Origin of the sequence: Micromonospora sp. NPDC050795 (assembly GCF_044456785.1) — a bacterium.
GTDB lineage: Bacteria > Actinomycetota > Actinomycetes > Mycobacteriales > Micromonosporaceae > Micromonospora.
Window position 1 is genome coordinate 1 of the sequence record NZ_JBITGE010000033.1, and the last position, 23,588, is coordinate 23,588.

Below are 23,588 nucleotides of genomic sequence, written 5' to 3' on the forward strand. Positions count from 1 at the left end.
TCGTCGATCTTCACGTACAGTGCGGTCAGAAGGGTGTTGAGGTCTGTCGTCACAAACAGATCTTCAACACCCTTCGTCTATGCCCACACCCCGGGATCGTTAGGACTTACTCGTCTAGTGCTGGAACGTTTCGGACTCAAACGTTGAAGCGGAACTCCACCACGTCGCCGTCCTGCATGACGTACTCCTTGCCCTCGATGCGGACCTTGCCCGCCGCCTTGGCCGACGCCATCGAACCGTGCTCGACCAGGTCGTGGTAGGAGACCACCTCGGCCTTGATGAAGCCGCGCTGGAAGTCGCTGTGGATCACACCCGCGGCCTCCGGCGCGGTGGCGCCGACCGGGACGGTCCAGGCGCGCGCTTCCTTGGGGCCGGCCGTGAGGTACGTCTGAAGGCCGAGGGTGCGGAAGCCGACCCGGACGAGCTGGTTGAGGCCGGGCTCGTTCTGCCCGATCGACTCCAGCAGCTCGCGGGCCTCGTCCTCGGGCAGGTCCACCAGCTCAGATTCGATCTTGGCGTCCATGAAGATGGCCTCGGCGGGGGCGACCAGGGCGCGCAGCTCGTCGAGGAACGTCTCGTTGGCCAGCTCGGCCTCGTCGACGTTGAAGACGTACAGGAACGGCTTGGTGGTGAGCAGGTGCAGCTCGCGCAGGTGCTCCAGCTCGATCTTGGCGGCGGCGGCCCCGGAGTAGAGCGTGGTGCCACCGTCGAGCACCTCGATCGCGGCCTTCGCGGCGGCGACAGCGGCGGCCCGGTCCTTGCGGAGCTTGGCCTCCTTCTCCAACCGGGGCAGCGCCTTGTCGAGGGTCTGCAGGTCGGCGAGGATCAGCTCGGTGTTGATCGTCTCGATGTCGTCGGCCGGGGAGACCTTGCCGTCGACGTGCACCACGTTCGGGTCGGAGAAGGCCCGGACGACCTGGCAGATCGCCGAGGCGTCCCGGATGTTGGCCAGGAAGGCGTTGCCCCGGCCCTGCCCCTTCGACGCGCCGCGGACCAGGCCGGCGATATCGACGAACGACACCGGCGCCGGCAGCACCTTCTGCGAGGAGAAGATCTCGGCCAGCTTGCCCAGCCGCTCGTCGGGCAGCCCGACCACGCCGACGTTGGGCTCGATGGTGGCGAACGGGTAGTTCGCCGCCAGCACGTCGTTCTTGGTCAACGCGTTGAACAGCGTGCTCTTGCCGACGTTGGGCAGGCCGACGATGCCGATGGTGAGACTCACGACGGGCCAGCTTACGCCGGTCCCGGCCGGGCCGGTCCACGCGGCTCCGATTCGGCACCCCGCCGCTGGTCGATCGTCGCTCCCACCGCGCCCCGTCAGGCGTTGCTAATCTCGCGGTTCGACGCTCCGCTGTTGGAGGTGGGATGACCTCGACGTTGCCCGAGCTATACATTGCCGTCGATGTGGAGGCGGACGGGCCGATCCCCGGGCCGTACAGCATGATCTCGCTGGGCATGGCCGTGGCCGGCCGCCCGGACCTCACCTTCTACACCGAACTGCGTCCCATCTCCGACGAGTTCGTCCCGGCGGCGTTGGCCGTCTCCAGCCTGGACCGGGACCGGCTGCTGCGGGAGGCACCCACCGCGCAGGAGGCGATGTCCGCCGCGGCGGCCTGGGTCGACGGGCTGCGCCGGGTCGGTCGTCCGGTCTTCCTCGCCGCCCCGGCCGTCTGGGACGGCATGTTCGTGCACTGGTACTTCGTCCGCTTCGTCGGGCACAGCCCGTTCGGTGCGACCGGCTCCGGTGTTGATCTCCGCAGCTACTGGATGGGGTTGACCGGCAGCGACTGGGCCCGGACCCGCCAGGACATGATCAAGCACGAGTTGGGCCTGCACGACATGCCGCACACGCACCACGCCGGGGAGGACGCCGCCGAGTTGGCCCAGGTCTTCGACGCGGTGCTGCGCCGCCGACAGCCGGTCGAGGAGGCGTGACGCTCAGTTGAGCCGGCGCGGGGCGATGACCGCCTCCCGGACGCTGCCGTCCGCGCCGCGGCTGACCTCGTACGCCGAAACACCCTCGCGGTCCGCGATTGCCTCGGCCAGCCGGGTGCCCCGGTAGACCAGGCCGACGCCGTCGTCGGTGCAGTGGCTGGTGGGGAGCGTGCCGTCACCGACCAGCTCGTGCATGAGCGGGCGGCGCTGGCCTTCGCTGTCGTAGTGCACCCCGTTGCCGTACGGCAGCCAGGCCAGGCCCTCGGTGAAGCCGCGCAGCCGGGGGCCGAAGCTGTCGGTGGCACCGCCGACATGCCAGCAGATCGAGCCGGCGGACACGCCGGCCAGCACCACGCCGGCCTGCCAGCACTCGTGCAGGATCTCGTCGAGCCCGTGCACCCGCCACACCGCGACCAGGTTGGCGACGCTGCCACCGCCGACCCAGATCACGTCCTGGGCGAGCAGGTGGGCGCGGACGTCCTCGACGTTCGGCATCGGGAACAGGGCGAGGTGTGACAGCCGGAACCGGGTGGGGGCGAACGCGCTGTAGACGGCGGTCAGCGAGGTGGGTTGGTCGCCGACGGCCTGCCCGAGGTAGCAGACCCGCGGTTGCGGACCGGCCTCGGCCAACTCGGCCGCCAGCTCGAAGACCGGGCTGGGGCGCAGGTCGTACGGCCCGCGGTCGCCCCGGAAAAAGCCCATGCTGGTGGCGATGATGGTCGGTTCGCTGGCGGGCATCGGAGCGTCCTTCCGTCGGGGGCGGTGCGGCGTCCATCCTGCCGTAGCCGGTCTGCGGTGCGCTCGGTGTGGGGCCGACCGCCAGCCACTGGTGGCCCGCCATGATCAACTAGACTGGTCGGGTCGCCGTTGACGGGGCACCTCGGCCTCGGGCCAGTGACCCAGGGCCCGACGGTCGGCCGGGGGCAGTTGCCCGGCGGCGGCGCGGGGCAGTGTGAACCGGTCGGCGGCGGCCGGCCCGGCCGAGACCGACTCGCGCAGCATCCAACGCACCTCGTCGGCCGTCCAGCCCAGCCCAGGCCGCGCGGCGATCTCGCGGATCAACCGCCGGCCAACGCTCGTGTCGTCGTCGTAGAAGCGCATGCACCAGTGGTGCGTCCACATCCCGAGGGCCCGCAGGCCCGCGTCGTCGAGTGAGCCGGCCAACCGGCCGCAGGCAGTGTCGGGGAAGCTCTGCTCGGGGTCGCCCGCCCGGTCCCGTTCGATGGCGCCCACGGCGGCCGGCGCGACGGCCCGCATCCGGCGGTAGAAGGACTGCGCCACCGCGCGGGGCAGCGGGGGGAACGCACCCGGTGTCGACGCCGCCGCCCAACCCGCCACGCTCGTCATCCGCCGCACCCCTTCTTCAGTTGGTGGCCGGACGCTACCCGGCACGACCGACACTTTCGGGCCGAAAACCCCCACCGATCGTGGATAGCGACGGTGACCTGGGCCGTCTGTATCTGTGCCAACGAAAGGGGGTGGTGGGTAGATGATTCGGGTCACCGTCACTCGGTGCTTCCCGTTCCGGCGAGCGTCCCCCGCCGCGCCGATCGGCGGCGGATTTGTCGAGGCCGGCCGGCCCGCTCATCCTTGGGCCATGACCGATCCCGGACACCCGAGGCGCCAACTGCGGGGGCGACGATGAGCACCGCCATGGCCCGGGTACCCGACTCCCTCCGGGGGCAGATCGTCACGCCCGGCGACCGCCGGTACGCGCAACTGCGCTCGACGTACACCAGGTCGGCGTCTCCGGCGGCCGTCCTGCTGCCGAAGACGACCGCGCAGGTCGTCGACGCGCTCCGCTACGCGCGGGAGCAGCGGCTGCCCATCGCGGTCCGCAGCGGCGGGCACGGCCTCTCCGGAGCCTCGTCCAACAACGGTGGGGTCGTCATCGACCTGTCCATGCTCAACCGGGTTCAGGTGATCGACGAGCGGGCCGGGCTGGTCCGGGTCGAGGCCGGTGCCCGTTGGGCGAACGTGGCGAAGGCGCTGGCCCCGTACGGCCTGGTGATCAGCTCCGGTGACTACGGCGGCGTCGGCGTCGGCGGCCTGGCCACCGGCGGTGGGGTCGGCTGGCTGGTCCGCGCCCACGGTCTCACCATCGACCGGGTCCGCGCCGTCGAGGTGGTGCTGGCGGACGGGACGCTGGTACGCGCGGACGCCGACCACGAGCCGGAGCTGTTCTGGTTGGTCCGCGGCGCCGGGGCCGGCGCGGGCATCGTGGTGGCCTTCGAGATCGAGGCGGTCGAGCAGCGCAACGTCGGTGTCGCCCAACTGGTCGTCGAGGCGCATCCGGACGGCCGCACCGTCCGGGAGTGGACGAGCTACCTCGCCCAGGCGCCACGGGAGCTGTCGGCGGCCGCCGTGGTGTTCGCCGAGGGTCGATCGGTCCTCATGTCCATCACCGCGGTGGTCGCCGCCGAGAGCCTGCGCCGGGCCCGGCCGGCGGTGGAGCCGCTGCTCGCCATCGGCAAGGTGCTCGAACACCGGACCGACCTGCTGCCCTACCCGACGCTGGTACCGACCGCGCACCTCAACCCCAACGTCGGACAGCAGCGTGGCACGACCACGAACGGTCTGTTCACCTCGCTGGACGACGCCGGGGCGCGGGCCGTGACGCGGGCGGTGACCGGGCCGGGGCGGGCGGTGATCCAGCTCCGCTCGTTGGGCGGCGCGGTCAACGACGTCGCCTCCGACGCGACCGCGTACCCGCATCGCCACCAGGACACGCTGATCGTGGCCTCGGTGTTTCCGCCGCAGGCCGACGCCGCGTTGAACGCCGCCTGGCGGGCCGCCGGGGCGCGCGCCGACGGCGCGTACGTCAACTTCGAGAGCCGGCCGGACCCGGCCGCGTTCGCCCGGATCTACCCGGGCGAGACCGGGGCCCGGGTCCGGCGGCTGTGGAAGCGGTACGACCCGGACGGCGTGTTCCGCTCGGCCCTGCTGGCCGGCCAGCCACACCGCGCCACCCAGCCGAGCCGAGCCGCACAGCCGAGCCAGGCGAGTCGAGCCGCACAGCCGAGCCAGGCGAGCCGAGCCGCACAGCCGAGCCAGGCGAGCCCATCCGGCCAGGCGGGCCGATCGGGCCAGCCGCACCGGCGGCGTCGACGCCCTCGTTGACCGGTCTTCCGCGCACCGGCACACCCAGGTCCGATTCCCGCCAGCCGACGACCGGCCGAGCGGGGCATCATCGGTGACATGGAGATGGACTTCGAGCGGTGTTACCGGGCCGTCGACAGCCGTGACCAGCGGTTCGACGGCTGGTTCTACACCGGTGTGACGTCCACCGGGATCTACTGCCGGCCGTCCTGCCCGGCGATCACGCCCAAGCGGCAGAACGTCCGGTTCTTCCCGTCCGCCGCCGCCGCGCAGGGCGCCGGGCTGCGTGCGTGCCGACGCTGCCGGCCGGACGCCGCACCCGGCTCACCGCTCTGGGACGTCCGCGCGGACGTGGTCGGTCGGGCGATGCGGCTGATCGCCGACGGGGTTGTCGACCGGGACGGCGTTCCGGGGTTGGCCTCCCGGCTGGGCTACACCGAGCGGCACCTGCACCGGATGCTGCGCGCCGAGATGGGTGCCGGGCCGCTCGCGCTGGCCCGGGCCCAACGCGCCCAGACCGCCCGGATCCTGATCGAGACGACCGACCTGGCGATGGCCGAGATCGCGTTCGCCGCCGGCTTCGGCAGCGTGCGGCAGTTCAACGACACGCTTCGCGAGGTGTACGCGAGCGCCCCGTCGGACCTACGCACGGCCCGTGGCCGCCAACAGGCGCCGGCCGGGGCGGGGACCATCTCGCTCCGGCTGGCGTACCGCCCGCCGTTGCACGCCCGGGCGCTGCTGGATTTCCTCGCGGTGCGGGCGTTGCCCGGCGTGGAGGCGGTCCGCGACGGGACGTACCACCGGGGTCTGCGGTTGCCGCACGGCACCGGCCAGGTGGCGCTGACCCCGACGGACGGGCACGTGGCGGCGACGTTGCGGCTGGCCGACCTGCGCGACCTGGCGCCGGCGGTGGCCCGCTGCCGGCGGTTGCTCGACCTGGACGCGGACCCGGCGGCCATCGACGCCACGCTGGCCGCCGACCCGGCGTTGGCCCCGGTGATCAACGCCGAACCCGGCATCCGCGTCCCCCGTGCTGTCGACGGCTTCGAGCAGGCCGTCCGCGCCATCATCGGCCAACAGGTCTCGGTGACGTCGGCACGAACAACCCTCACCCGCCTCCTCACCGCCCACCCTCGCGTCGATCATGAGGTTGGCGCGGTCGAAGAAGATCGAATCCCAGGTCAACCTCATGATCAACGCGGTGAGCTGCGGGGGTTCCTGAGCGCGGAGGACCTGTTGGCCCTGCCGGACCCGGCGTTCGGGATGCCGGTGGGGCGGCGGGAGGCTCTGCGGGGGTTGGCTCGGGCCGTGGTGGACGGATCCGTCGACCTCGCCGCGGGGGTGGATCGGGAGGAGGCCGTTCGGCGGCTGCTCGCGCTGCCCGGCATCGGCCCGTGGACCGCCAACTACCTGGCCATGCGCGCCTTCGGCGACCCGGACGTCCTCCTCAGCTCCGACCTCGCGGTCCGGCGCGGGGCCGCGGCGCTCGGCCTGCCCGACACCCCACAAACCCTCGACAGGTACGCCGAGCGTTGGCGTCCCTGGCGGTCCTACGCCACGATCAGACTCTGGAGAGCGGCATGAACATCGACAGCACCGTCCTGAGCACACCGGCCGGCCCACTGAGCATCCTCGCCGGCCCCGACGGTGACGTACGGGCGGCCGGCTTCACCCCGGACCCGGCGGTGCTGCTGCCCCTGGTCCACCCGGCCCTGCGGGCACCGCTACGGGAGCGGGCCGACCTCGGCCCGGTCAGTGCGGCGGTTCACTCCTACCTGGACGGTGACCTCGCCGCCATCGACACGGTGCCGGTGCGTCAACGCACCGGTGGCGAGTTCATGGCGCACGCCTGGCAGGTGCTGCGCGAGGTCCCGCCGGGCACCCCCGTCACCTACACCGGGTACGCCGCGCTGGCCGGTCGACCACCGGCGGTCCGAGCCGCGGCGGCTGCCTGCGCCCGGAACGCGGCAGCCCTCTTCGTGCCCTGCCACCGGGTTCTTCGCACCGACGGCACGCTCGGTGGCTACCGCTGGGGGCTGGACGTGAAGAAGTGGCTTCTCGGTCATGAGCGACGCTTGACAACAAGCTGACAGGAGCACCGACACTCATTGACGCTACCGTCTGGTAGTGCCTGTGGAGAGCGACGGCGACCCGGCCGCCCGGGCCGCCGCGGGCACCCACCCCGTGCACAACCTCTGGCGGCTTCGCCCCTACCTGCGCCCGTACGCCGCCGAGTTCGCCTGGCTGCTCGTCGCGGGTCTCGCCGGCACCGCGGCCGGGATCGCCGTACCGCTGGTCGTGCAGCGGGTCGTGGACGGGCCGGTGGCCCGACACGAACCGGCCGGGCTGCTTCAGCTCGGCGGCCTGGCGCTGCTGCTCGGCGTGGTCGAGGCGGTGCTCATCTTCATCCGCCGGTGGGTCCAGTCGTCCTCGGCGGTGGGCATGGAGGCGGCGCTGCGCGCCGACGTCTACGCCCACCTGCAACGGCTGCCAACCAGCTTCCATGACCGCTGGCAGTCCGGCCAGTTGCTCTCCCGGATCACCAGCGACCTGTCGGTGATCCGCCGGTTCCTCTCCTTCGGCGTCTTCTTCCTGGTGCTCAACCTGACCACGTACGTGGTCGTGGTGGTGCTGCTGATCAACCTGCACGCGGCGCTCGGGGTGCTGGTCGCGGCCAGCGCGGTGCCGCTGCTGCTGATCAGTCGCCGGTTCGGCCGGCACTACCACGCCGCGTCCCGCCGGATGCAGGACCAGCAGGGCGACGTGGCGACGCTGGTCGAGGAGACCGCGCAGGGCCTGCGCACCATGAAGGCGTACGGGCGGGGGCCCGAGCTGGCCGCTCGCTTCGCCGGTGCGGCCCGGCGGCTGCACGACACGGGCGTCGGCAAGGGGCGGCTGCTGGCGAACACCTCGGCGCTGCTCGACCTGGTGCCCAACGTGACCCTGGGCGTGGTGCTGGCGGCCGGGGCGGCCGCCGCCGCGCAGGGCGCGCTCACCATCGGCGAGCTGGTCGCGTTCGTCAGCCTCCAACTGATGCTCATCTGGCCGGTGCAGTCACTGGGTTGGATCATCGCCAACGGTCAGGAGGCGGCCACCGCCGCCGACCGCATCCAGGAGGTGCTGGACACTCCACCGGAGATAGTGGATTCCGCCGGCGCTGTCGCGTTGCCGCGCAACGCGGTGCACGGTCGGTTGCGCTTCGAACGGGTCGCGTTCAGCTATCCGGGTGCCACCACCGGGGTGCTGCGCGAGATCGACCTGACCATCGAGCCGGGCGAGACGCTGGCACTGGTCGGCGCCACCGGCTCCGGCAAGAGCACGCTGCTCGCCCTGGTGCCCCGGCTGCACGACGTGACCACCGGCCGGATCACCCTGGACGGGCACGACCTGCGCGAGCTGCGGCTGGCCTCGCTGCGTCGGCTGGTCGGGGTGGCGTTCGAGGAGCCGACGCTCTTCTCCATGTCGGTGCGGGAGAACCTCACCCTGGGTCGCCCGGACGCCGACGACGACGAGATCCGTGCGGCCCTCGCGCTGGCCCAGGCCGACTTCGCGTACGACCTGCCCTGGGGGTTGGCGACCCGGGTGGGCGAGCAGGGGTTGTCCCTCTCCGGCGGGCAACGGCAACGGCTCGCGTTGGCACGGGCCGTGCTCGGACACCCGGCGGTGCTGGTGTTGGACGATCCGCTCTCCGCTCTCGACGTGCACACCGAGGCCCTGGTCGAAGCGGCGCTGCGGCGGGTCCTGCGCGACAGCACCGCGCTGCTGGTGGTGCACCGGCCGTCGACGATCGCCCTGGCCGACCGGGTCGCCCTGCTGGAGGACGGACGGATCACGGCGACCGGCCGGCACTCCGACCTGCTGGCCACCGTCCCGGCGTACCGGGCGCTGCTCGCCGCCGAGCCGCCCGCCGGGCACCCACCTCCGGCCGGTGCCAGCGGCCCGAGTTCGTCGCCGTCGGACGGGTGGGGGCTGGTGCGCTCGTGAGGGCGCCGGAGCAGGCCGACCCACCTCCCGAGGAGGAGCCCGAGCTCAACCGCTGGCGCGGAACGGCCACCGACCCGGAGGCCGACCGCAGCCGAGCTGAGGACACCAGCCCCGAGGCGGTGGCCCGGCTACGCCGGCTCAGCCGAACCCTGCTGGGCGACCTGCTCCGCCCGCATCGGCGGCGTCTCGCCGCGGCGGTCGCCCTGCTGCTGGCCCAGAACGCCGCCGCGATGGCCGGCCCGTACCTGGTCATGATCGGCATCGACCGGGCCATCCCGCCGTTGCGCGCCGGCGACGCCGGCCCGCTGGTCACCGTCGCCGGGGCGTTCGCGGTGGCCGCGGTGACCGAGTACGCGGCCCGCCGCGGTTTCCTCACCCTCTCCGCCCGGATCGGCCAGGCCGTCCTGCTCGACCTGCGGCAGCGGGTGTTCGGGCACTTCCTGCGGCTGTCGGTGGGCTTCCACGAGCGGTACACGTCCGGCCGGATGGTCTCCCGGCTCACCAGTGACCTGGACTCGATCGCCGAGCTGGTCGACGGTGGGATCGACAGCCTGGTGCTGGCCGGGCTCTCCATCCTGTCGGTGGCCGCCATCCTGCTCTGGCTGGATCTGCCGCTGGCGGCCGTGACGCTGCTCGCCTTCCCTTTCCTGTTCTGGCTCTCCCGCTGGTTCGCCCGGTCGTCGGCCAGCGCGTACCGACGGACCCGGGACGCGGTCGCGCTGGTCATCGTGCACTTCGTCGAGTCGATGCGGGGCATCCGGGCGGTGCAGGCGTTCCGCCGGGAGCCTCGCAACCAACGGATCTTCGTGGCGCTCGGCGACGACTACCGGCAAAGCAGCCTGCACGCGTTCCGGCTGATCGCCACGTACTCGCCCGCGATCAAGCTGATCGGCAACGTCACAGTGGCGGCGGTGCTCTGCTACGGCGGTTGGCGGGTGCTCGGCGGGCAGACCGAGATCGGTGTGCTCGCCGCGTTCCTGCTCTACCTACGCCGCTTCTTCGAGCCGATGCAGGAGCTGAGCCAGTTCTACAACTCGTTGCAGTCGGCCACCGCCGCACTCGAGAAGCTGGCCGGGGTGCTCGACGAACGACCGGCCGTCGCCGAACCGGCCCGGCCCACACCGCTGCCGACCGGTCCCGGCCGCGGTGAGTTGATCTTCTGCTCGGTCGGCTTCGGCTACCGGGCCGACACCCCGATTCTCTGCCGGCTCGAGCTGACAGTGCCGGCCGGGCAGACCGTGGCGCTGATCGGCCCCACCGGGGCGGGCAAGTCGACGATCGCCAAGCTGGTCGCCCGGTTCCACGACCCCGACACCGGCACGGTACGGCTCGACGGGGTCGACCTGCGTGACGTACGCGACGCCGACCTGCGCCGCGCGGTGGTGCTGGTGACGCAGGAGAACCACCTGTTCAGCGGGACCGTCGCGGAGAACATCAGGTTCGGTCGCCCGGGGGCCGACGACGCCGCCGTCCAGGCCGCCGCGCGGGCGATCGGCGCGCACGACTTCATCGCCGCACTACCCGAGGGGTACGCCACTCAGGTGCACCGGCGCGGCGGCCGGCTCTCCGCCGGCCAGCGGCAGCTGGTCGCGTTCGCCCGCGCGTTCCTGGCCGACCCGACAGTGCTGATCCTGGACGAGGCGACGTCGTCGCTGGACGTGCCGACGGAACGTCTGGTGCAGCGGGCACTCGGCACCATCCTGCGCGACCGCACCGCACTGGTGATCGCACATCGTCTGTCCACTGTGGAAACGGCCGACCGGGTGCTCGTCCTCGACGGCGGAAGGGTCGTCGAGGACGGCCCACCGGCCGTGCTCGCCCAGGCCGACGGCCGGTACGCCGCCCTGCACCGCCAGTGGCGTGACTCGCTGATCTGACCGGGTCGCCCCACCGCGGCCACGACCGCCGGCCGGTGTGTTCGGTCGCAACTCCGTCGCCCCGCAGCCGGTGGGTGCCTACGATCGCAGGATGACCGATACGGCGAGGACGGCCCGCGCCGGCGTTCCCGAGCGTCCGACCCTGGACGGGCTCGAGGAGAGCTGGGCACGCCGCTGGCAGGAGGAAGGCACGTACGCGTTCGACCGCTCGAAGCAGCGGAGCGACGTGTTCTCGATCGACACCCCACCGCCGACCGTATCGGGCGAGTTGCACATGGGGCACGTCTTCTCGTACACGCACACCGACACCACCGCGCGGTACCAGCGGATGCGCGGCAAGGCCGTCTTCTACCCGATGGGCTGGGACGACAACGGCCTGCCCACCGAGCGTCGGGCGCAGAACGTCTACGGGGTGCGCTGCGATCCGGCTCTGCCGTACGACCCGGTGTGGCGGCCACCGGCGGCTCCGGTCGACGACACGGCGCGCCGCGACCCCACCCCGATCTCCCGGCGCAACTTCATCGAGCTGTGCGAACGGTTGACGGTCACCGACGAGCAGGCCTTCGAGGCGCTGTGGCGACGGCTCGGGCTGTCGGTGGACTGGTCCCTGACGTACACGACCATCGGTCGGATCGCCCGGACCACCAGCCAACGAGCGTTCGTCCGCAACCTGCGCCGCGGCGAGGCGTACCAGTCGGAGGCGCCGACCCTGTGGGATGTCGGCTTCGCCACCGCTGTCGCCCAGGCGGAGCTGGAGGACCGGGAGCGCCCCGGCGCCTACCACCGGCTGCGGTTCACCGCGGCCGACGGGCGGGAGGTGCTCATCGACACCACCCGGCCGGAGCTGCTACCGGCCTGCGTGGCGCTGGTCTGCCACCCCGACGACGAGCGGTACGCCGACCTGGTGGGCACCACCGTGCGCAGTCCGCTGTTCGACGTGGAAGTGCCGGTGTACGCCCATCCCCTCGCCGAACCCGGCAAGGGCACCGGTGTCGCGATGGTCTGCACGTTCGGTGACCTGACCGACGTGACCTGGTGGCGTGAGCTGGGGCTGGACACCCGGGTGGTGATCGGCCGGGACGGTCGGTTGCTCCCCGAGCCGCCGCACGGGGTGCCGGCCCAGCCGTTCGCGGCGCTGGCCGGGCAGACCGTCAACGCCGCCCGTCGGGAGATCGTCGGGATGCTGGCCGACGCCGGTGACCTGATCGGCGAGCCGCGTCCGATCACCCACCCGGTCAAGTTCTACGAACGCGGCGACCGGCCACTGGAGATCGTGTCGACTCGACAGTGGTATCTGCGCAACGGCGGCCGGGACGAGGCGCTGCGAGCCACGCTGCTGGGCAGGGGCGAGCAGCTGCACTGGGTGCCGGCGCACATGAAACACCGCTACGACAACTGGGTGGGCGGCCTCAACGGGGACTGGCTGGTCAGCCGTCAGCGCTTCTTCGGTGTGCCGGTGCCGGTGTGGTACCGGCTCGACGACACTGGCGAGCCGGACTGGTCCCACCCTCTCACGCCGGACGAGTCCGCGCTGCCGGTCGACCCGTCCAGCGATCCGGCGCCCGGTTACGACGAGTCGCAACGCGGCCGACCGGGCGGCTTCATCGGCGACCCGGACGTTCTGGACACCTGGGCCACGTCCTCGGTGACCCCGCAGATCATCGGTGGTTGGGAGACCGACCCGGACCTGTTCGCCCGGGTCTTCCCGATGGACCTCCGCCCGCAGGGGCAGGAGATCATCCGGACCTGGCTCTTCGACACGGTGGTCCGCTCGCACTTCGAGCACGGGGTGCTGCCCTGGCGGGACACCGTGCTCTCGGGCTGGATCCTCGACCCGGACCACAAGAAGATGGCCAAGTCCAAGGGCAACGTGGTCACCCCGCTGGCGCTGCTGGAGCAGCACGGCTCCGACGCGGTGCGCTACTGGGCGGCCAGCGGCAAGCCCGGCATGGACCTGGCCTTCGACCCGGCGCAGATCAAGGTCGGCCGGCGACTGGCCACCAAACTGCTCAACGCGTCCAAGTTCGCGCTCGGGCTGGGCGCCGCCGACGCGTTGCGCGCCCCGGCGACGACACCACTGGACCGGGCCATGCTCGCCGAACTGGCCACCGTGGTCACCGCCGCCGGCACCGCCTTCGACTCGTACGACCACACGGCGGCCCTGCAGGTCACCGAGGCGTTCTTCTGGCGGTTCTGCGACGACTACATCGAGCTGGTCAAGGAGCGGGCCTACGGCACCGGCCCGGCGGCGGACTCCGCACGGGCGGCCCTGGCCTCGGCGCTGTCGGTGCAGCTGCGGTTGTTCGCCCCGGTGCTGCCGTACGTGACCGAGGAGGTCTGGTCGTGGTGGCGGTACGGCTCGGTGCACCAGGCGCCGTGGCCCACCACCTACGAGGTGGCCCGGACGATCGAGGGCTCGGGTGAGCCCGCGCTGCTGCGGCTCGCCGGTGACGCGTTGAGCCAGGTGCGACGGGCCAAATCCGAGCGGAAGCTGTCGATGAAGGCGGAGGTGCCGTTGGCGGAGGCGCTCGGCCCGGCGGCGCTGCTGGAGCAGCTCACGCTGGTCGCCGACGACCTACGGGCGGCGGGCCGGATCGGCAAACTCGACCTGCTCCCGGACCGTACCCCGGAGTTGGTCATCGCCTGCGCCTTCTGACCTGCCGGTCCGCCGCCGCCCGCTCGGGCTGCGGCGGACCGGTGCGTCACCAGCCGCGCAGAAAGCGCAGCCCGAGCAGGAACGCGATCACGGCCGGCCCCACCAGCAGGGTGATCGCCTGGAGGCGGTACGGCATCCGGTGCCGGGTCAGCTCCCCCGCGTTGCCCAGCACGATGGCCCCGGCCAACATCAGGAAAGCGCCCCACCAGCCGGTCTTCAAATGGATCAGATCCACCCGGATCAGTTGCAGGGTCAGGCCGAGCAGCGCGCCGGTCAGCGCGAGCAGTGCCACCGCCCGGTGCAGGCCGCGAACGAGCGGGTGGGCCGCCCGCCACCAGTAGGTGCCGGCCACCGCCAGGCAGGGCAGCACCACCAGGAGCGGCCAGCCTCGCCCCATCACGCCGAACATCAGCAGCGCGCCGACCGCGAAGACGATCGTGCCGACGCAGGCGAGCATGTACCCGGCGAACGCCCGGCCGCCGCCGCGAACCAGCAACGGCCCGCCGCTGGCCGCGATCAACGCGGCCGGGATCAGGATGAAGACAGCCCACCAGTGGAACTGGCCGGTGCCCTGAGCCGCCGTGGCGACCGTGGCACAGGCGAGCCCGGCGACGGCCAGGCTGGTCAGCCACGGCCGGCTGCTCCGGGAGTACGGCTCAGCCAACGACGTCCGCTCCGCTTCGACGCTCACGCCCACCAGCCTGGCCGGAGATGGCCCGACCGGTCCATCCGGCCAGCCCTACCGCCGCGCGGGGGCTGGCCGGAACAGCCGCTCGCACCGTTGTCAGCTCGTCTCGCCGGCCACGCTGAACGAGCGCAGGCGGTCGATGGCGAGCACTGTGAAGCCGACGCTGACCAGCGCGGTCATCACCGACGCCACCGGCACCGACACGCTGGTCTCCAGCAGCCCGGTGGGGGCGATCCGGTCGGCGAGGGCGATCACGTACTGCTGGATGGAGAGCACCTTGGTGCCGCTGACGAAGTTGCCCAGCAGCCCCTCCCAGATCAGCACGTAGACCAGCCCGAGCAGCACCGGCCGCCTGGTGACCAGGCTGAGCGCGAGGAACAACGCCGAGTACGCCAGCGCGCCGAGCGCCGCCGAGACCGCCAGCGCCAGTCCGAGGCGTACCGAATCGGCGAGCACACCCGCGACGTAGAGCGGCACCGCCACGGTGACCGCGGTGACCCCGGCGGCCACCGCGAGCTTCGGCAGCACGATCTGCCAACGCGGCAGCGGCTTGGTCAGGATGTGCACCACGGTGCCGTCGTCGATCTCGGCGCCCAGCACGCCGGTGCCGATGATCAGCGCGACCACCGGCAGCACCACGGCCAGCCCGAGACCGACCAGCACGGGCGGCCCCCACTGGCGCGGGTCCACCCCCAGCGACCGGCAGAGCACGGCCAACCCGAGCAGCACCAACGGCAGCGGCAGCAGCAGCAGGAACCGACGGCGGCCGAACAACCCGCGCGCGGTGATCCAGGTAACTGTCGACATGTCAGGCCTCCACCAGGTAGGAGAAGACGCTCTCCAGGGACTCGTCGGACGGCACCAGCTGGCGTACCCGGATGCCCTTGTTCAGCGCGATCCGGGGCAGCGCCCGGGTGAACGCGCCGTAGTCACCGGCCCGGACGGTCAGGCCGGTCGGGTCCAACTCGACCCCACTCACCGACGCCTCGGCGATCAGCGCGACGGCCAGTGCCCGGTCGTCGGTGGAGCGCACCGCGAAGACGTGCGGGCGGTTGGTCATCAACCGGCGGATGGTCCGGAAGTCGCCGGAGGCGGCCAACCGGCCGGCCACCATCACCTGCACCGTCCCGGAGACCTGTTCGACCTCCTCCAGGATGTGCGAGCTGAACAGGATCGTCCGGCCAGCGTCACCCAGGGTGTGCAGCAGCTGCATCATGTGCAGCCGCTGGCGCGGGTCCATGCCGTTGAACGGCTCGTCGAGCAGCAGCACCTGCGGGTCGTGCACCAGCGCGGCGGCCACCCGGGCGCGCTGGCGCATGCCCTTGGAGTACGTGCCGATGCGGCGGTCCTGCGCCGACTCCAGCTCCACCAGATCGATCGCCCGTCGGGCCGCGGCCGCCGGATCGGGCAGCCGGTGCAGCTTCGCGCTGGCCAGCACGAACTCGTAGGCGGTGAGGAAACCCTGCACCGCCTCCCGCTCGCTGACCAGGCCGAGCCGCCGGTAGACGTCGGGGTTGCGCCAGGTCGGCTCGTCGTCGAGGGTGACGGTGCCGCGCGACGGCGAGAGGAACCCGGCCATCATGTGCAGCAGCGTGGTCTTGCCGGCGCCGTTCGGGCCGAGCAGCCCGGTCACGCCCGGGCCGAGGGCCATGCTGATGTCGTTGACGGCGACCACGTTGCCGTACCACCGGGACACCCCGGTCAGGCTCAGCGTGCTCATCAGGAGGCGACCTTCCGGTAGCGGGCCAGCAGGAGGGCGGTCGCGCCGGCGACCAGCAGCACCGCGGCCAGGGCGTAGACCGGGCCGAACCCGCCGATCATCATCTCGCCCGGATCGCCCTCGACCAGCAGGTCACCCAGGGACCAGATACCCACCCCCTGGACCAGCGTGGAGGGCGAGGCGAGCCCGGCCAGCTCGTTGGCGGCACGCGACGGCAGGATGCTCAGCACGCCCACGATCGGGGTGGTCATCAGGAAGACCGCGACCACGCCGCCGGCGGCGAAGGCGCGCTTACCGGTCATCGACGCGACCAGCAGGCCGACCGAGGCGAAGACCACCGCCCACAGCCCGGCGTAGAGCAGCCCCGGGAGCAGGTCGAGCAGCTCGTTCCACACCCCGCGCATGCCCTGCTTGGTGGTGAACGCGGCACCCAGGAACATCAGCAGCTGCGGCCCGCCGAGCAGCAGCCAGAGGGCGGTGACCAGCGCCAGCAACTTGGCCAACGCGTAGTCGGTGCGCGGCAGCGGCCGGGAGAAGTACAGCGGCAGCACGCCGCTGCGCAGGTCCCGGGAGACCAGCTCCGGGGCGACGACCGCGACGAAGAAGATGACCAGCCAGCTCATCGCGTCGGCGAACTGGGCGTACGTGGCCACCGGCTCGCCGATCTGGCTGCGTATTGCGGCCAGGGCCACCGCGACCAGGCTGACGATGCCGACCACCAGCCACGGGAAGATCTTGGCCTTGGCGCTGCGGCCGAGACCGAACGCGGTGCGCAGACCGTGCCCGTAGAGAGCGCCGAAGACCTGCCGGCGGCCGAGCCTCGGGCCCTCGTAGCGTTGGTAACCGATGTCGTGGATGACGCCGGTCGGCGTGGAGCGTACGGCGGCGGTGGACGGCTCAGGCATGAGTGAGCTCCCTCGTGGCGAAGAGTTCGGCCACCCGGTGCCGGCGCTGGTCCAGTCGGTGCAGTGGCAGGTCCAGTTCGGCGACCGCACCGAGGATCAGGTCGTAGGTGCCGTCGTCGGCGAGCGGCACGAGGAGCAGTCGCCCGTCCCGGGCGACCGGCAGTTTCAGCTCGGCGAGTCGGGCGGCGAGCTCCTCGGTGCCCTCGCTCACCTCCACGGCGAGCACGTCGGTGGCCGTGGTCATCGCGGAGATGTTGTCAGCGCGCAGCAGCCGGCCGCCGTCGATGGCGATCAGCGTGTCGCAGATCCGCTCCACCTCCCCGAGCAGGTGCGAACAGACCAGCACGGAGATGCCGAACTCGGTGCCGATCCGGTGCACCAGGGCCAGCATGGCGTCGCGGCCGGCCGGGTCCAGGCCGTTGGTCGGTTCGTCCAGCAACAGCAGGTCGGGGTCGTGCACCAGCGCCTGGGCCAGCTTGACGCGCTGCTTCATGCCGGTCGAGTAGCCACCGACCGGGCGGTAGCGCTCCTCGTAGAGCCCGACGTGCCGCAGCGCCTCCGAGGCCCGCTCGCGAGCCGCGGTGCGGGGAAGGCCGCTCATCCGGCCGAGGTGGGTGACCAGCTCGGCGGCGGACAGGTCCGGTGGGAGGCAGTCGTGTTCCGGCATGTAGCCGACGCGGCTGCGGACAGCCGCCGGGTCTGCGGTCGGGTCGATGCCGAGCACCGAGACCTGACCGCTGGTTGGTGCGATCAGGCCGAGCAGAATCTTGATCAACGTGGATTTTCCGGCGCCGTTCGCGCCCACCAGGCCGATGATCCCGGGCTCGACGGCGACGGTGAGGTCGGCCAACGCGGTGACCCGACCTCCGTACGTCTTGGTGAGCGACTGGGTCGCGATCAGTGTCACGGGCCCAGCGTAGGGAGTCGATGCCCAGCAGAGACACCGGCACGCCCCCGGCACTCCCCTGATCCTTTTCGCGCCGGACCCCTAAGGTCCCCACTGCGGCTCCCGCGACGTTTGCGCCGGTCCCGCCTTCGACCCGACCCCGCCTTGGGAAAGACCCGTCCGGGGTGACACCATTCACCTCCCGTTCACCAGCCATCGACCGGCCCGGTGATCGACCGACGACGCGGGAGGAATCCTGATGGCCGAGGTGGGCGTCCCCAAGGTGAGCGTCGTGGTGCCGGCGTACAACAGTGGCCGACACATCGAGAAGCTCGCTGCCTCGCTGCTGCGCCAGTCACTGCCCGCCAGCGAGTTCGAAGCCGTCTTCGTCGACGACGGCTCGACCGACGACACCGCGCAGCGGCTGGACCAGCTGGCCGCCGAGCACCCACACATCAGGGTGCTGCACATCGAGAACTCCGGTTGGCCGTCGCGTCCGCGCAACCTCGGCATCGAACACGCCCGCGGCGAGTACGTCTTCTTCGCCGACGACGACGACTGGTTCGCCGACGAGGCCCTGGAGCGGCTCTACGCCTGCGCGAAGGCCAACGACGCCGACATCGTGGTGGGCAAGATGGCCGGGCACGGGCGCCCGGTGCCGCGGGAACTGTTTCGTAAGAACCGCTTCGACGCCACCCTGGCGAACTCGCCCCTGATCGACAGCCTGACCTGTCACAAGCTGTTCCGGCGCGCCTTCCTCAACGAGCACGATCTGCGGTTTCCGGAGGGCGGAAAGCGTCGGCTGGAGGACCACGCGATGGTCGCGCGGGCCTACTTCCTGAGCCGGCACACCTCGGTGCTGTCCGACTACATCTGCTACCACCACGTCCACCGGACCGACGCGCGCAACGTCACCGCGGGCCGGTTCGAGCCGTCAGGCTACTACCGGGCCGTGCGGGAGGCGCTGGACATCGTCGACGCGCACACCGAGCCCGGTCCGCTGCGGGACCGGTTGCACCGGCGCTGGCTGCGCAACGAGATGATCAGCCGACTGCGCGGCAAGCGGCTGCTGGAGGCCGACGAGGCGTGGCTGGAGCAGGTCGCGCTGGAGACGCAGAAAATCATCCAGGACCGCTTCGCCCCTGGCGTCGCCGCCGGGCTGCCGCCTCTTCTGCGGGCCGTGGCATACCTGGCGGAGCGGGGCCGCGTCGCGGACCTGCGCAAGCTGGCACGCTGGGAGGCGGGCATCGCCGCGCACGGCACGATCGGCGAACTCCGGCGCGCGGACCACGCCGTCACGGTGACCCTCGCCGCCGAGTTGCGCTCGGAGAACCAGCCGGTCGGCTTCCGCACCGACGACGGCCGCGACGTGCTGGTGCTCCCAATGGACGAGATCGCCCCCGAGGTGCTCGACGCCACCGCGCAGGTGCGCAAGGCCCGCCTGGACCTGGTGGCCCGCCACCGGGAGACCGGCGCCGAGATCTTCCTTCCGAACACCTTCGAGACCGAGCGGATCACCGGTACGACCGGAGTTGACACCGTCCACCTGGTGCACCGGGCCACCGCCACGATCGACTTCGCCGCCCTCAACGGGGGCCGGACCAGAGGCAGCTGGCAGCTCAAGGCCCGGATCACGAACGTGGGCTGGACCGAGGACGCCCGACTGCCGCTGGTGTTCATCTGCCGGGCCGACGGCTCGCGACCCCGGATCCGCGACCAGCGGAAGGTGTGGAACCGGCTGCGGTCGGCGGTAGGCCGGCGGATCAAGCGCTGATCCGCCCGCGTGGGTCTTGGAGTGGCGCCCTCGACCGATGGGCGGTCGGCTGCGAAACTGTGTGCCGGTCAGCGAGTGGGGGGTGTGGATGAGCAACGGCTGGGTGCTGCCCGACGAGGTGCTGCGTGACGCACCGGCGTACACGCCACGTCCCGGTGAGCTCGCGGATCTGGAGCTGCTGCTGACCGGCGCGTACGCCCCGCTGACCGGCTTCATGACCCGCGCCGACCTGGTCTCGGTCAGCCGACGCGCCCGGCTGGCGGACGGCACACCGTGGCAGGTCGCGGTCGTTCTCCAGGTGCCGGCCGCCCTGGCGCAGAGCTTCGATCCGCGAGACCCGGCCCGCCGGGCGCTCGTGCTGACCGACGGGGAGGGCGCCCCCGCGGCCGCCCTGGACGTGGCCGACGTCTGGCCGGTCCGCGACGGCGTGGCGGGAGTGGGCGGCCAGGTTCGGCGGCTGGGCGACGGTGGGCACGGCCCGTTCCAGCGACTGCGGCGCAACCCGGAGGAGGTCCGTGCGCTGCTGCCCCCGGGCCGGGTGCTCGGTGTGATCGCCGATCGGCCGCTGCATCGTCCACAGCTCGCCCAGATCGCGCACGCCGCCCGCACCCTGGCCGCCCATCTGCTCGTGATGATCCCGGTTGGCGAGGGCGGCGCGGACGGGCTCCCACCGGAGGCGCTGGTCCGTTCGATCTTCGCCGCGCGGGACCGGATGCCGCCCGCCACCCTGATCGCGGTGCCGCTGTCACACCGACGCGAGGAGATCAGCGACGCGTTGCTGCGCGCCCGGGTCTCGGCCGCGTACGGGGTCACCCACCTGCTCTCCACCGGGGAGATGCTCTCCGGCGCCGGGCTGCGGGTGCTGGTGCCGCGCGAACTCGCCTACGACAACCGCGACGGGCAGTGGCGTTGGCGGGAGGACATCCCGCCGCGCAACCGCCGGCTCGCGCTGACCCAGCCGGAGATCGACGACCTGCTCGACCGGGGCTTCCCGCTACCGGAGTGGCACACGCCGCCCGCCGTGGCACGGGAGTTGGCCCGAGCCCGGCCGCCGCGCCGGCAGCGAGGGCTGGTGGTCTTCCTGACCGGTCTCTCCGGCTCCGGCAAGTCGACGATCGCCCGAGGGCTGGCGGACGCGTTACGGGAGAGCGGCGACCGCACGGTGACCCTGCTCGACGGGGACGTGGTGCGTCGGGAACTCTCCGCCGGTCTGACCTTCAGCAAGACCGACCGGGATCTCAACGTCCGGCGGATCGGCTGGGTGGCCGCCGAGATCGCCCGGCACCGTGGCGTGGGCATCTGCTGTCCGATCGCCCCGTACGCGGCAGCCCGGGCCACCGCCCGGGAGATGGCTCTCGCCGCCGGATCGGGTTTCGTGCTGGTGCACGTGGCCACTCCGCTGGAGGTGTGCGAGCGACGGGACCGCAAGGGCCTGTACGCGCGGGCGCGAGCTGGCCTGCTCACCGGGATGACGGGCATCGACGACCCGTACGAGGAGCCGACCGACGCCGATCTGGTGATCGACACCACCGACCTGAGCGTGGCGGACGCGGTGCAGGCCGTGCTGCACCATCTGACCGAGACCGGCTGGGTGGAGCTGAAGATCGCCACCGCCTGAGGCATCGCCGTACCCGTTTCTTTCACCGCTGAGCGGCACGCGCTAGTGTTCATCTTTGTTGGAACACGTTTGACCGCGTGAGGACGTGGACGCTCGGGGAGGCACGGCTGATGCTCGCTCAGCAGCGGCAGGCGGCCATCCTGGAGCGGGTCCGCACGACCGGCGGCGTCCGGGTCAGCGAGTTGGCAGGCGAGTTCGGCGTCTCCGACATGACCATCCGCCGTGACCTCGACACGCTGCACGAGCGCGGCCTGCTGGCCAAGGTGCACGGCGGCGCCACCACGACCGGGCCAAGCTCGACCGACGAGCCGGGCTTCCGCGCCAAGTCGGTCCGCCAACTGCCGGAGAAGGCCGCCATCGCCGACCGGGCGGCTCAACTGGTCCGGCCGGGAGCGGCGGTCGCGCTCTCCGCCGGCACCACCACCGCCGAACTGGCCCGCCGGCTGCTGGACGTGCCCGAGCTGACAGTGGTGACCAACTCGCTGCCGGTGGCCGAGATCATGCACGCCGGTGGCCGCCCGGACCAGACGGTGGTGCTCACCGGCGGCGTACGCACACCGTCGGACGCGCTGGTCGGTCCGCTCGCGGTCGGGGCCGTCCGCTCACTGCACCTGGATCTGCTCTTCCTGGGCGTCCACGGCATCACCGAGCGGGCCGGGTTCACCACACCGAACCTGATGGAGGCGGAGACCGATCGGGCGCTCGTGGCGGCGGCGGACCGGCTGGTGGTGCTCGCCGACCACACCAAGTGGGGCACCGTCGGCATCTCCTCGATCGTCGGGTTGACGGCGGCCCACGTACTGGTCAGCGACGACCGGTTGCCTCCACCCGCGCGACGGGTACTCGGCGAACAGGTGGGCGAACTGATCATGGTCAAGGCGACAGGGGCGGGCCGCGCGACGCGCACGCCGACAACTGAGGGGACGGCGCCGTGAAGCGCACCGCGATCGACCTGGCCGACGGCCGGGAGCTGATCTACTTCGACGAGCGCGACGACGCGGTCCGCGACCAGCCGGACCGTCGGGACCTGCCGCCGCCTCCCCCCGCTTCGCAGCTGCGCTACGACCCGTTGACCGACGAGTGGGTGGCGGTCGCCGTGCACCGGCAGACCCGCACCTTCCTCCCGCCGGCGAACGAGTGCCCTCTCGACCCGTCGGTGGGCGACCGGCTGACCGAGATCCCCGCACCCGACTACGACGTGGTGGTCTTCGAGAACCGGTTCCCGTCGCTGAGCGGTCGGGTGGCCGAGGAACCCGGCGAGATCACCCCGTTCACACCGGTCCGGCCGGGCCTCGGCCGATGCGAGGTGGTCTGCTTCACGTCGGACCACAACGCCTCCTTCGCCAGCCTGCCCCCGCGCCGGGTCCGCACCGTGCTGGACGCCCTCGCCGACCGCACCGAGGTACTCGGCGCACTGCCCGGCGTCGAGCAGATCTTCTGCTTCGAGAACCGGGGCGTTGAAATCGGTGTCACGCTGCACCACCCGCACGGCCAGATCTACGCGTACCCCTTCGTGACGCCGCGCACCCGCGCGCTGCTGACCGCGGCACGCAGGCACGCCGAGCGCACCGGCGGGGGCAACCTGTACGCGGACGTGCTGGCCGCCGAGCGCGCCACCGGTGACCGGGTGGTCACCGAGAACGAACACTGGACGGCGTTCGTCCCGGCGGCCGCCCGCTGGCCGTTCGAGGTGCACGTCGCGCCGCACCGCGTGGTGCCGGACATCCCAGCGCTCAACGACAGCGAGCGGGAAGCCTTCGGGCCGCTCTACCTGGATCTCCTGCGCCGCTTCGACGGCCTGTTCGACATGCCGATGCCGTACATCGCGGCCTGGCACCAGGCTCCCGTACGGGTCGACCGCGAGCTGGGCCACCTGCACCTGCAGCTGTTCAGCATCCGGCGGGCCACGGACAAGCTGAAATACCTGGCGGGCTCCGAATCCGGGATGGGCGTCTTCATCAACGACATCGCTCCGGAACGCGCCGCCGACCTGCTGCGCGCCGCTTGAACGCTCCTGGCCGCCAACCTCGTACGCCAGCTCGACGACCTGATCGGCCGCCTCGATTCGGCCAGGCAACAAGTGCACGCCGACGCGGCCGTGAGCGCGGCCCGACCTCCCACCCCACACGTCAGGAAGCGTGATGTCTGTGAGTCATCGTGATGACTCACAGACATCACGCTCTCTGGAGTGCCCGCCGGCCGGCACCGTCGTGCTCTGCACCAACCTGGTCTGGCCTCGGGGAACGGTCTCGGCGGTCGAGGCCAATCCCCGCTCGGCCGCCGCGAGGGACACGGGCCATGGCGGCGTAGCGCAGGGCCAAGACGGCATCAGCCCTGCTGTGCGCGCGGCCTGAGCTTGGTGGGAAACAGGGCGCGGGGGGCCCGGGACAGGGCCCCCCGCAGGGAAGGGACGGCTGGCTGTGCACGGCACAGCCGGGAAGGCTGG

Annotated in this window: 19 protein-coding genes; 11 read left to right on the forward strand and 8 right to left on the reverse strand. The window is 71.9% G+C overall.

Annotated features, from left to right (window positions below; translation table 11 throughout):
* Positions 1-136: 136 nt before the first annotated feature.
* The gene (gene ychF, locus ACIBEF_RS25340) at positions 137-1,222 is read right to left on the reverse strand and encodes a redox-regulated ATPase YchF (RefSeq protein ID WP_355010165.1); all 1,086 of its coding nucleotides are present in this window, start codon (positions 1,220-1,222) and stop codon (positions 137-139) included.
* A 143-nt stretch (positions 1,223-1,365) separates the two neighbouring features.
* On the opposite strand from ychF, the gene ACIBEF_RS25345 reads away from it, so the two are divergent.
* Positions 1,366-1,935, forward strand: a complete 570-nt coding sequence (locus ACIBEF_RS25345) for an exonuclease (RefSeq protein WP_396795632.1) — start codon at positions 1,366-1,368, stop codon at positions 1,933-1,935.
* 3 nt (positions 1,936-1,938) lie between these two features.
* Here the strand turns inward: ACIBEF_RS25345 and ACIBEF_RS25350 are convergent, their stop codons facing one another.
* Positions 1,939-2,673 carry a Type 1 glutamine amidotransferase-like domain-containing protein gene (locus ACIBEF_RS25350; RefSeq protein WP_396795633.1) on the reverse strand — a complete coding sequence of 245 codons (735 nt, stop codon included), beginning with the start codon at positions 2,671-2,673 and terminating at the stop codon, positions 1,939-1,941.
* Between the two features lie 105 nt (positions 2,674-2,778).
* The gene (locus ACIBEF_RS25355; RefSeq protein ID WP_396795634.1) at positions 2,779-3,282 is read right to left on the reverse strand and encodes a hypothetical protein; all 504 of its coding nucleotides are present in this window, start codon (positions 3,280-3,282) and stop codon (positions 2,779-2,781) included.
* Positions 3,283-3,576: 294 nt separating this feature from the next.
* Here ACIBEF_RS25355 and ACIBEF_RS25360 point away from each other — a divergent pair, with 294 nt between their 5' ends.
* The 6 genes from ACIBEF_RS25360 (at position 3,577) to valS (ending at position 13,551) form a co-directional block, all read left to right on the forward strand.
* The gene (locus tag ACIBEF_RS25360) at positions 3,577-5,055 is read left to right on the forward strand and encodes an FAD-binding protein (RefSeq protein ID WP_396795635.1); all 1,479 of its coding nucleotides are present in this window, start codon (positions 3,577-3,579) and stop codon (positions 5,053-5,055) included.
* Positions 5,056-5,133: 78 nt separating this feature from the next.
* Positions 5,134-6,618, forward strand: coding sequence for a DNA-3-methyladenine glycosylase 2 family protein (locus tag ACIBEF_RS25365; RefSeq protein ID WP_396795637.1), 1,485 nt, complete (start codon positions 5,134-5,136; stop codon positions 6,616-6,618).
* A complete protein-coding gene (locus ACIBEF_RS25370) occupies positions 6,615-7,124 on the forward strand; it encodes a methylated-DNA--[protein]-cysteine S-methyltransferase (protein WP_355010172.1) in 510 nt (169 codons plus the stop codon). Before ACIBEF_RS25365 ends, ACIBEF_RS25370 begins: the two co-directional genes overlap by 4 nt.
* Positions 7,125-7,161: 37 nt before the next feature.
* A complete protein-coding gene (locus ACIBEF_RS25375; RefSeq protein ID WP_396795638.1) occupies positions 7,162-9,018 on the forward strand; it encodes an ABC transporter ATP-binding protein in 1,857 nt (618 codons plus the stop codon).
* Positions 9,015-10,895: an ABC transporter ATP-binding protein gene (locus ACIBEF_RS25380; protein WP_396795639.1), complete on the forward strand. Its 1,881-nt coding sequence runs from the start codon at positions 9,015-9,017 to the stop codon at positions 10,893-10,895. Before ACIBEF_RS25375 ends, ACIBEF_RS25380 begins: the two co-directional genes overlap by 4 nt.
* 91 nt (positions 10,896-10,986) lie before the next feature.
* Positions 10,987-13,551, forward strand: coding sequence for a valine--tRNA ligase (gene valS, locus ACIBEF_RS25385; protein ID WP_396795641.1), 2,565 nt, complete (start codon positions 10,987-10,989; stop codon positions 13,549-13,551).
* A gap of 46 nt (positions 13,552-13,597) precedes the next feature.
* Here valS and ACIBEF_RS25390 read toward each other — a convergent pair whose 3' ends face one another.
* The 5 genes from ACIBEF_RS25390 to ACIBEF_RS25410 form a co-directional block, all read right to left on the reverse strand.
* Complete coding sequence (locus ACIBEF_RS25390) at positions 13,598-14,242, reverse strand: hypothetical protein (RefSeq protein ID WP_396795642.1); 645 nt, start codon at positions 14,240-14,242, stop codon at positions 13,598-13,600.
* A gap of 93 nt (positions 14,243-14,335) precedes the next feature.
* Positions 14,336-15,046: an ABC transporter permease subunit gene (locus tag ACIBEF_RS25395; RefSeq protein WP_396795643.1), complete on the reverse strand. Its 711-nt coding sequence runs from the start codon at positions 15,044-15,046 to the stop codon at positions 14,336-14,338.
* Position 15,047: 1 nt separating this feature from the next.
* Entirely contained in the window at positions 15,048-15,959 is a 912-nt protein-coding gene (locus ACIBEF_RS25400; protein WP_355010178.1) for an ABC transporter ATP-binding protein, read from the reverse strand.
* Entirely contained in the window at positions 15,959-16,864 is a 906-nt protein-coding gene (locus ACIBEF_RS25405) for an ABC transporter permease (RefSeq protein WP_396795644.1), read from the reverse strand. The genes ACIBEF_RS25400 and ACIBEF_RS25405 overlap by 1 nt, the downstream gene beginning before the upstream one ends.
* Positions 16,857-17,771, reverse strand: a complete 915-nt coding sequence (locus ACIBEF_RS25410) for an ABC transporter ATP-binding protein (RefSeq protein ID WP_238681676.1) — start codon at positions 17,769-17,771, stop codon at positions 16,857-16,859. The genes ACIBEF_RS25405 and ACIBEF_RS25410 overlap by 8 nt, the downstream gene beginning before the upstream one ends.
* 238 nt (positions 17,772-18,009) lie before the next feature.
* Between ACIBEF_RS25410 and ACIBEF_RS25415 the strand changes: the two genes are divergently transcribed.
* The 4 genes from ACIBEF_RS25415 (at position 18,010) to galT (ending at position 23,150) form a co-directional block, all read left to right on the forward strand.
* Positions 18,010-19,524: a glycosyltransferase family 2 protein gene (locus ACIBEF_RS25415; RefSeq protein ID WP_396795645.1), complete on the forward strand. Its 1,515-nt coding sequence runs from the start codon at positions 18,010-18,012 to the stop codon at positions 19,522-19,524.
* 88 nt (positions 19,525-19,612) lie between these two features.
* Positions 19,613-21,142: an adenylyl-sulfate kinase gene (gene cysC / locus ACIBEF_RS25420; RefSeq protein WP_396795646.1), complete on the forward strand. Its 1,530-nt coding sequence runs from the start codon at positions 19,613-19,615 to the stop codon at positions 21,140-21,142.
* Between the two features lie 110 nt (positions 21,143-21,252).
* Positions 21,253-22,077 (forward strand): DeoR/GlpR family DNA-binding transcription regulator, encoded by an 825-nt coding sequence (locus ACIBEF_RS25425; protein WP_396795678.1) that lies wholly within the window; start codon positions 21,253-21,255, stop codon positions 22,075-22,077.
* Positions 22,074-23,150 carry a galactose-1-phosphate uridylyltransferase gene (gene galT, locus ACIBEF_RS25430; RefSeq protein WP_396795647.1) on the forward strand — a complete coding sequence of 359 codons (1,077 nt, stop codon included), beginning with the start codon at positions 22,074-22,076 and terminating at the stop codon, positions 23,148-23,150. Before ACIBEF_RS25425 ends, galT begins: the two co-directional genes overlap by 4 nt.
* The last annotated feature ends 438 nt before the right edge of the window (positions 23,151-23,588 follow it).

Excerpts from the sequence above, each read along its gene's own strand:
- ACIBEF_RS25345 (WP_396795632.1), top strand. The coding sequence starts at position 1,366 with ATGACCTCGACGTTGCCCGAGCTATACATTGCCGTCGATGTGGAGGCG.
- ACIBEF_RS25350 (WP_396795633.1), bottom strand. The coding sequence starts at position 2,673 with ATGCCCGCCAGCGAACCGACCATCATCGCCACCAGCATGGGCTTTTTC.
- ACIBEF_RS25355 (WP_396795634.1), bottom strand. The coding sequence starts at position 3,282 with ATGACGAGCGTGGCGGGTTGGGCGGCGGCGTCGACACCGGGTGCGTTC.
- ACIBEF_RS25360 (WP_396795635.1), top strand. The coding sequence starts at position 3,577 with ATGAGCACCGCCATGGCCCGGGTACCCGACTCCCTCCGGGGGCAGATC.
- ACIBEF_RS25365 (WP_396795637.1), top strand. The coding sequence starts at position 5,134 with ATGGAGATGGACTTCGAGCGGTGTTACCGGGCCGTCGACAGCCGTGAC.
- ACIBEF_RS25370 (WP_355010172.1), top strand. The coding sequence starts at position 6,615 with ATGAACATCGACAGCACCGTCCTGAGCACACCGGCCGGCCCACTGAGC.
- valS (WP_396795641.1), top strand. The coding sequence starts at position 10,987 with ATGACCGATACGGCGAGGACGGCCCGCGCCGGCGTTCCCGAGCGTCCG.
- ACIBEF_RS25395 (WP_396795643.1), bottom strand. The coding sequence starts at position 15,046 with ATGTCGACAGTTACCTGGATCACCGCGCGCGGGTTGTTCGGCCGCCGT.
- ACIBEF_RS25400 (WP_355010178.1), bottom strand. The coding sequence starts at position 15,959 with ATGAGCACGCTGAGCCTGACCGGGGTGTCCCGGTGGTACGGCAACGTG.
- ACIBEF_RS25405 (WP_396795644.1), bottom strand. The coding sequence starts at position 16,864 with ATGCCTGAGCCGTCCACCGCCGCCGTACGCTCCACGCCGACCGGCGTC.
- ACIBEF_RS25415 (WP_396795645.1), top strand. The coding sequence starts at position 18,010 with ATGGCCGAGGTGGGCGTCCCCAAGGTGAGCGTCGTGGTGCCGGCGTAC.
- cysC (WP_396795646.1), top strand. The coding sequence starts at position 19,613 with ATGAGCAACGGCTGGGTGCTGCCCGACGAGGTGCTGCGTGACGCACCG.
- ACIBEF_RS25425 (WP_396795678.1), top strand. The coding sequence starts at position 21,253 with ATGCTCGCTCAGCAGCGGCAGGCGGCCATCCTGGAGCGGGTCCGCACG.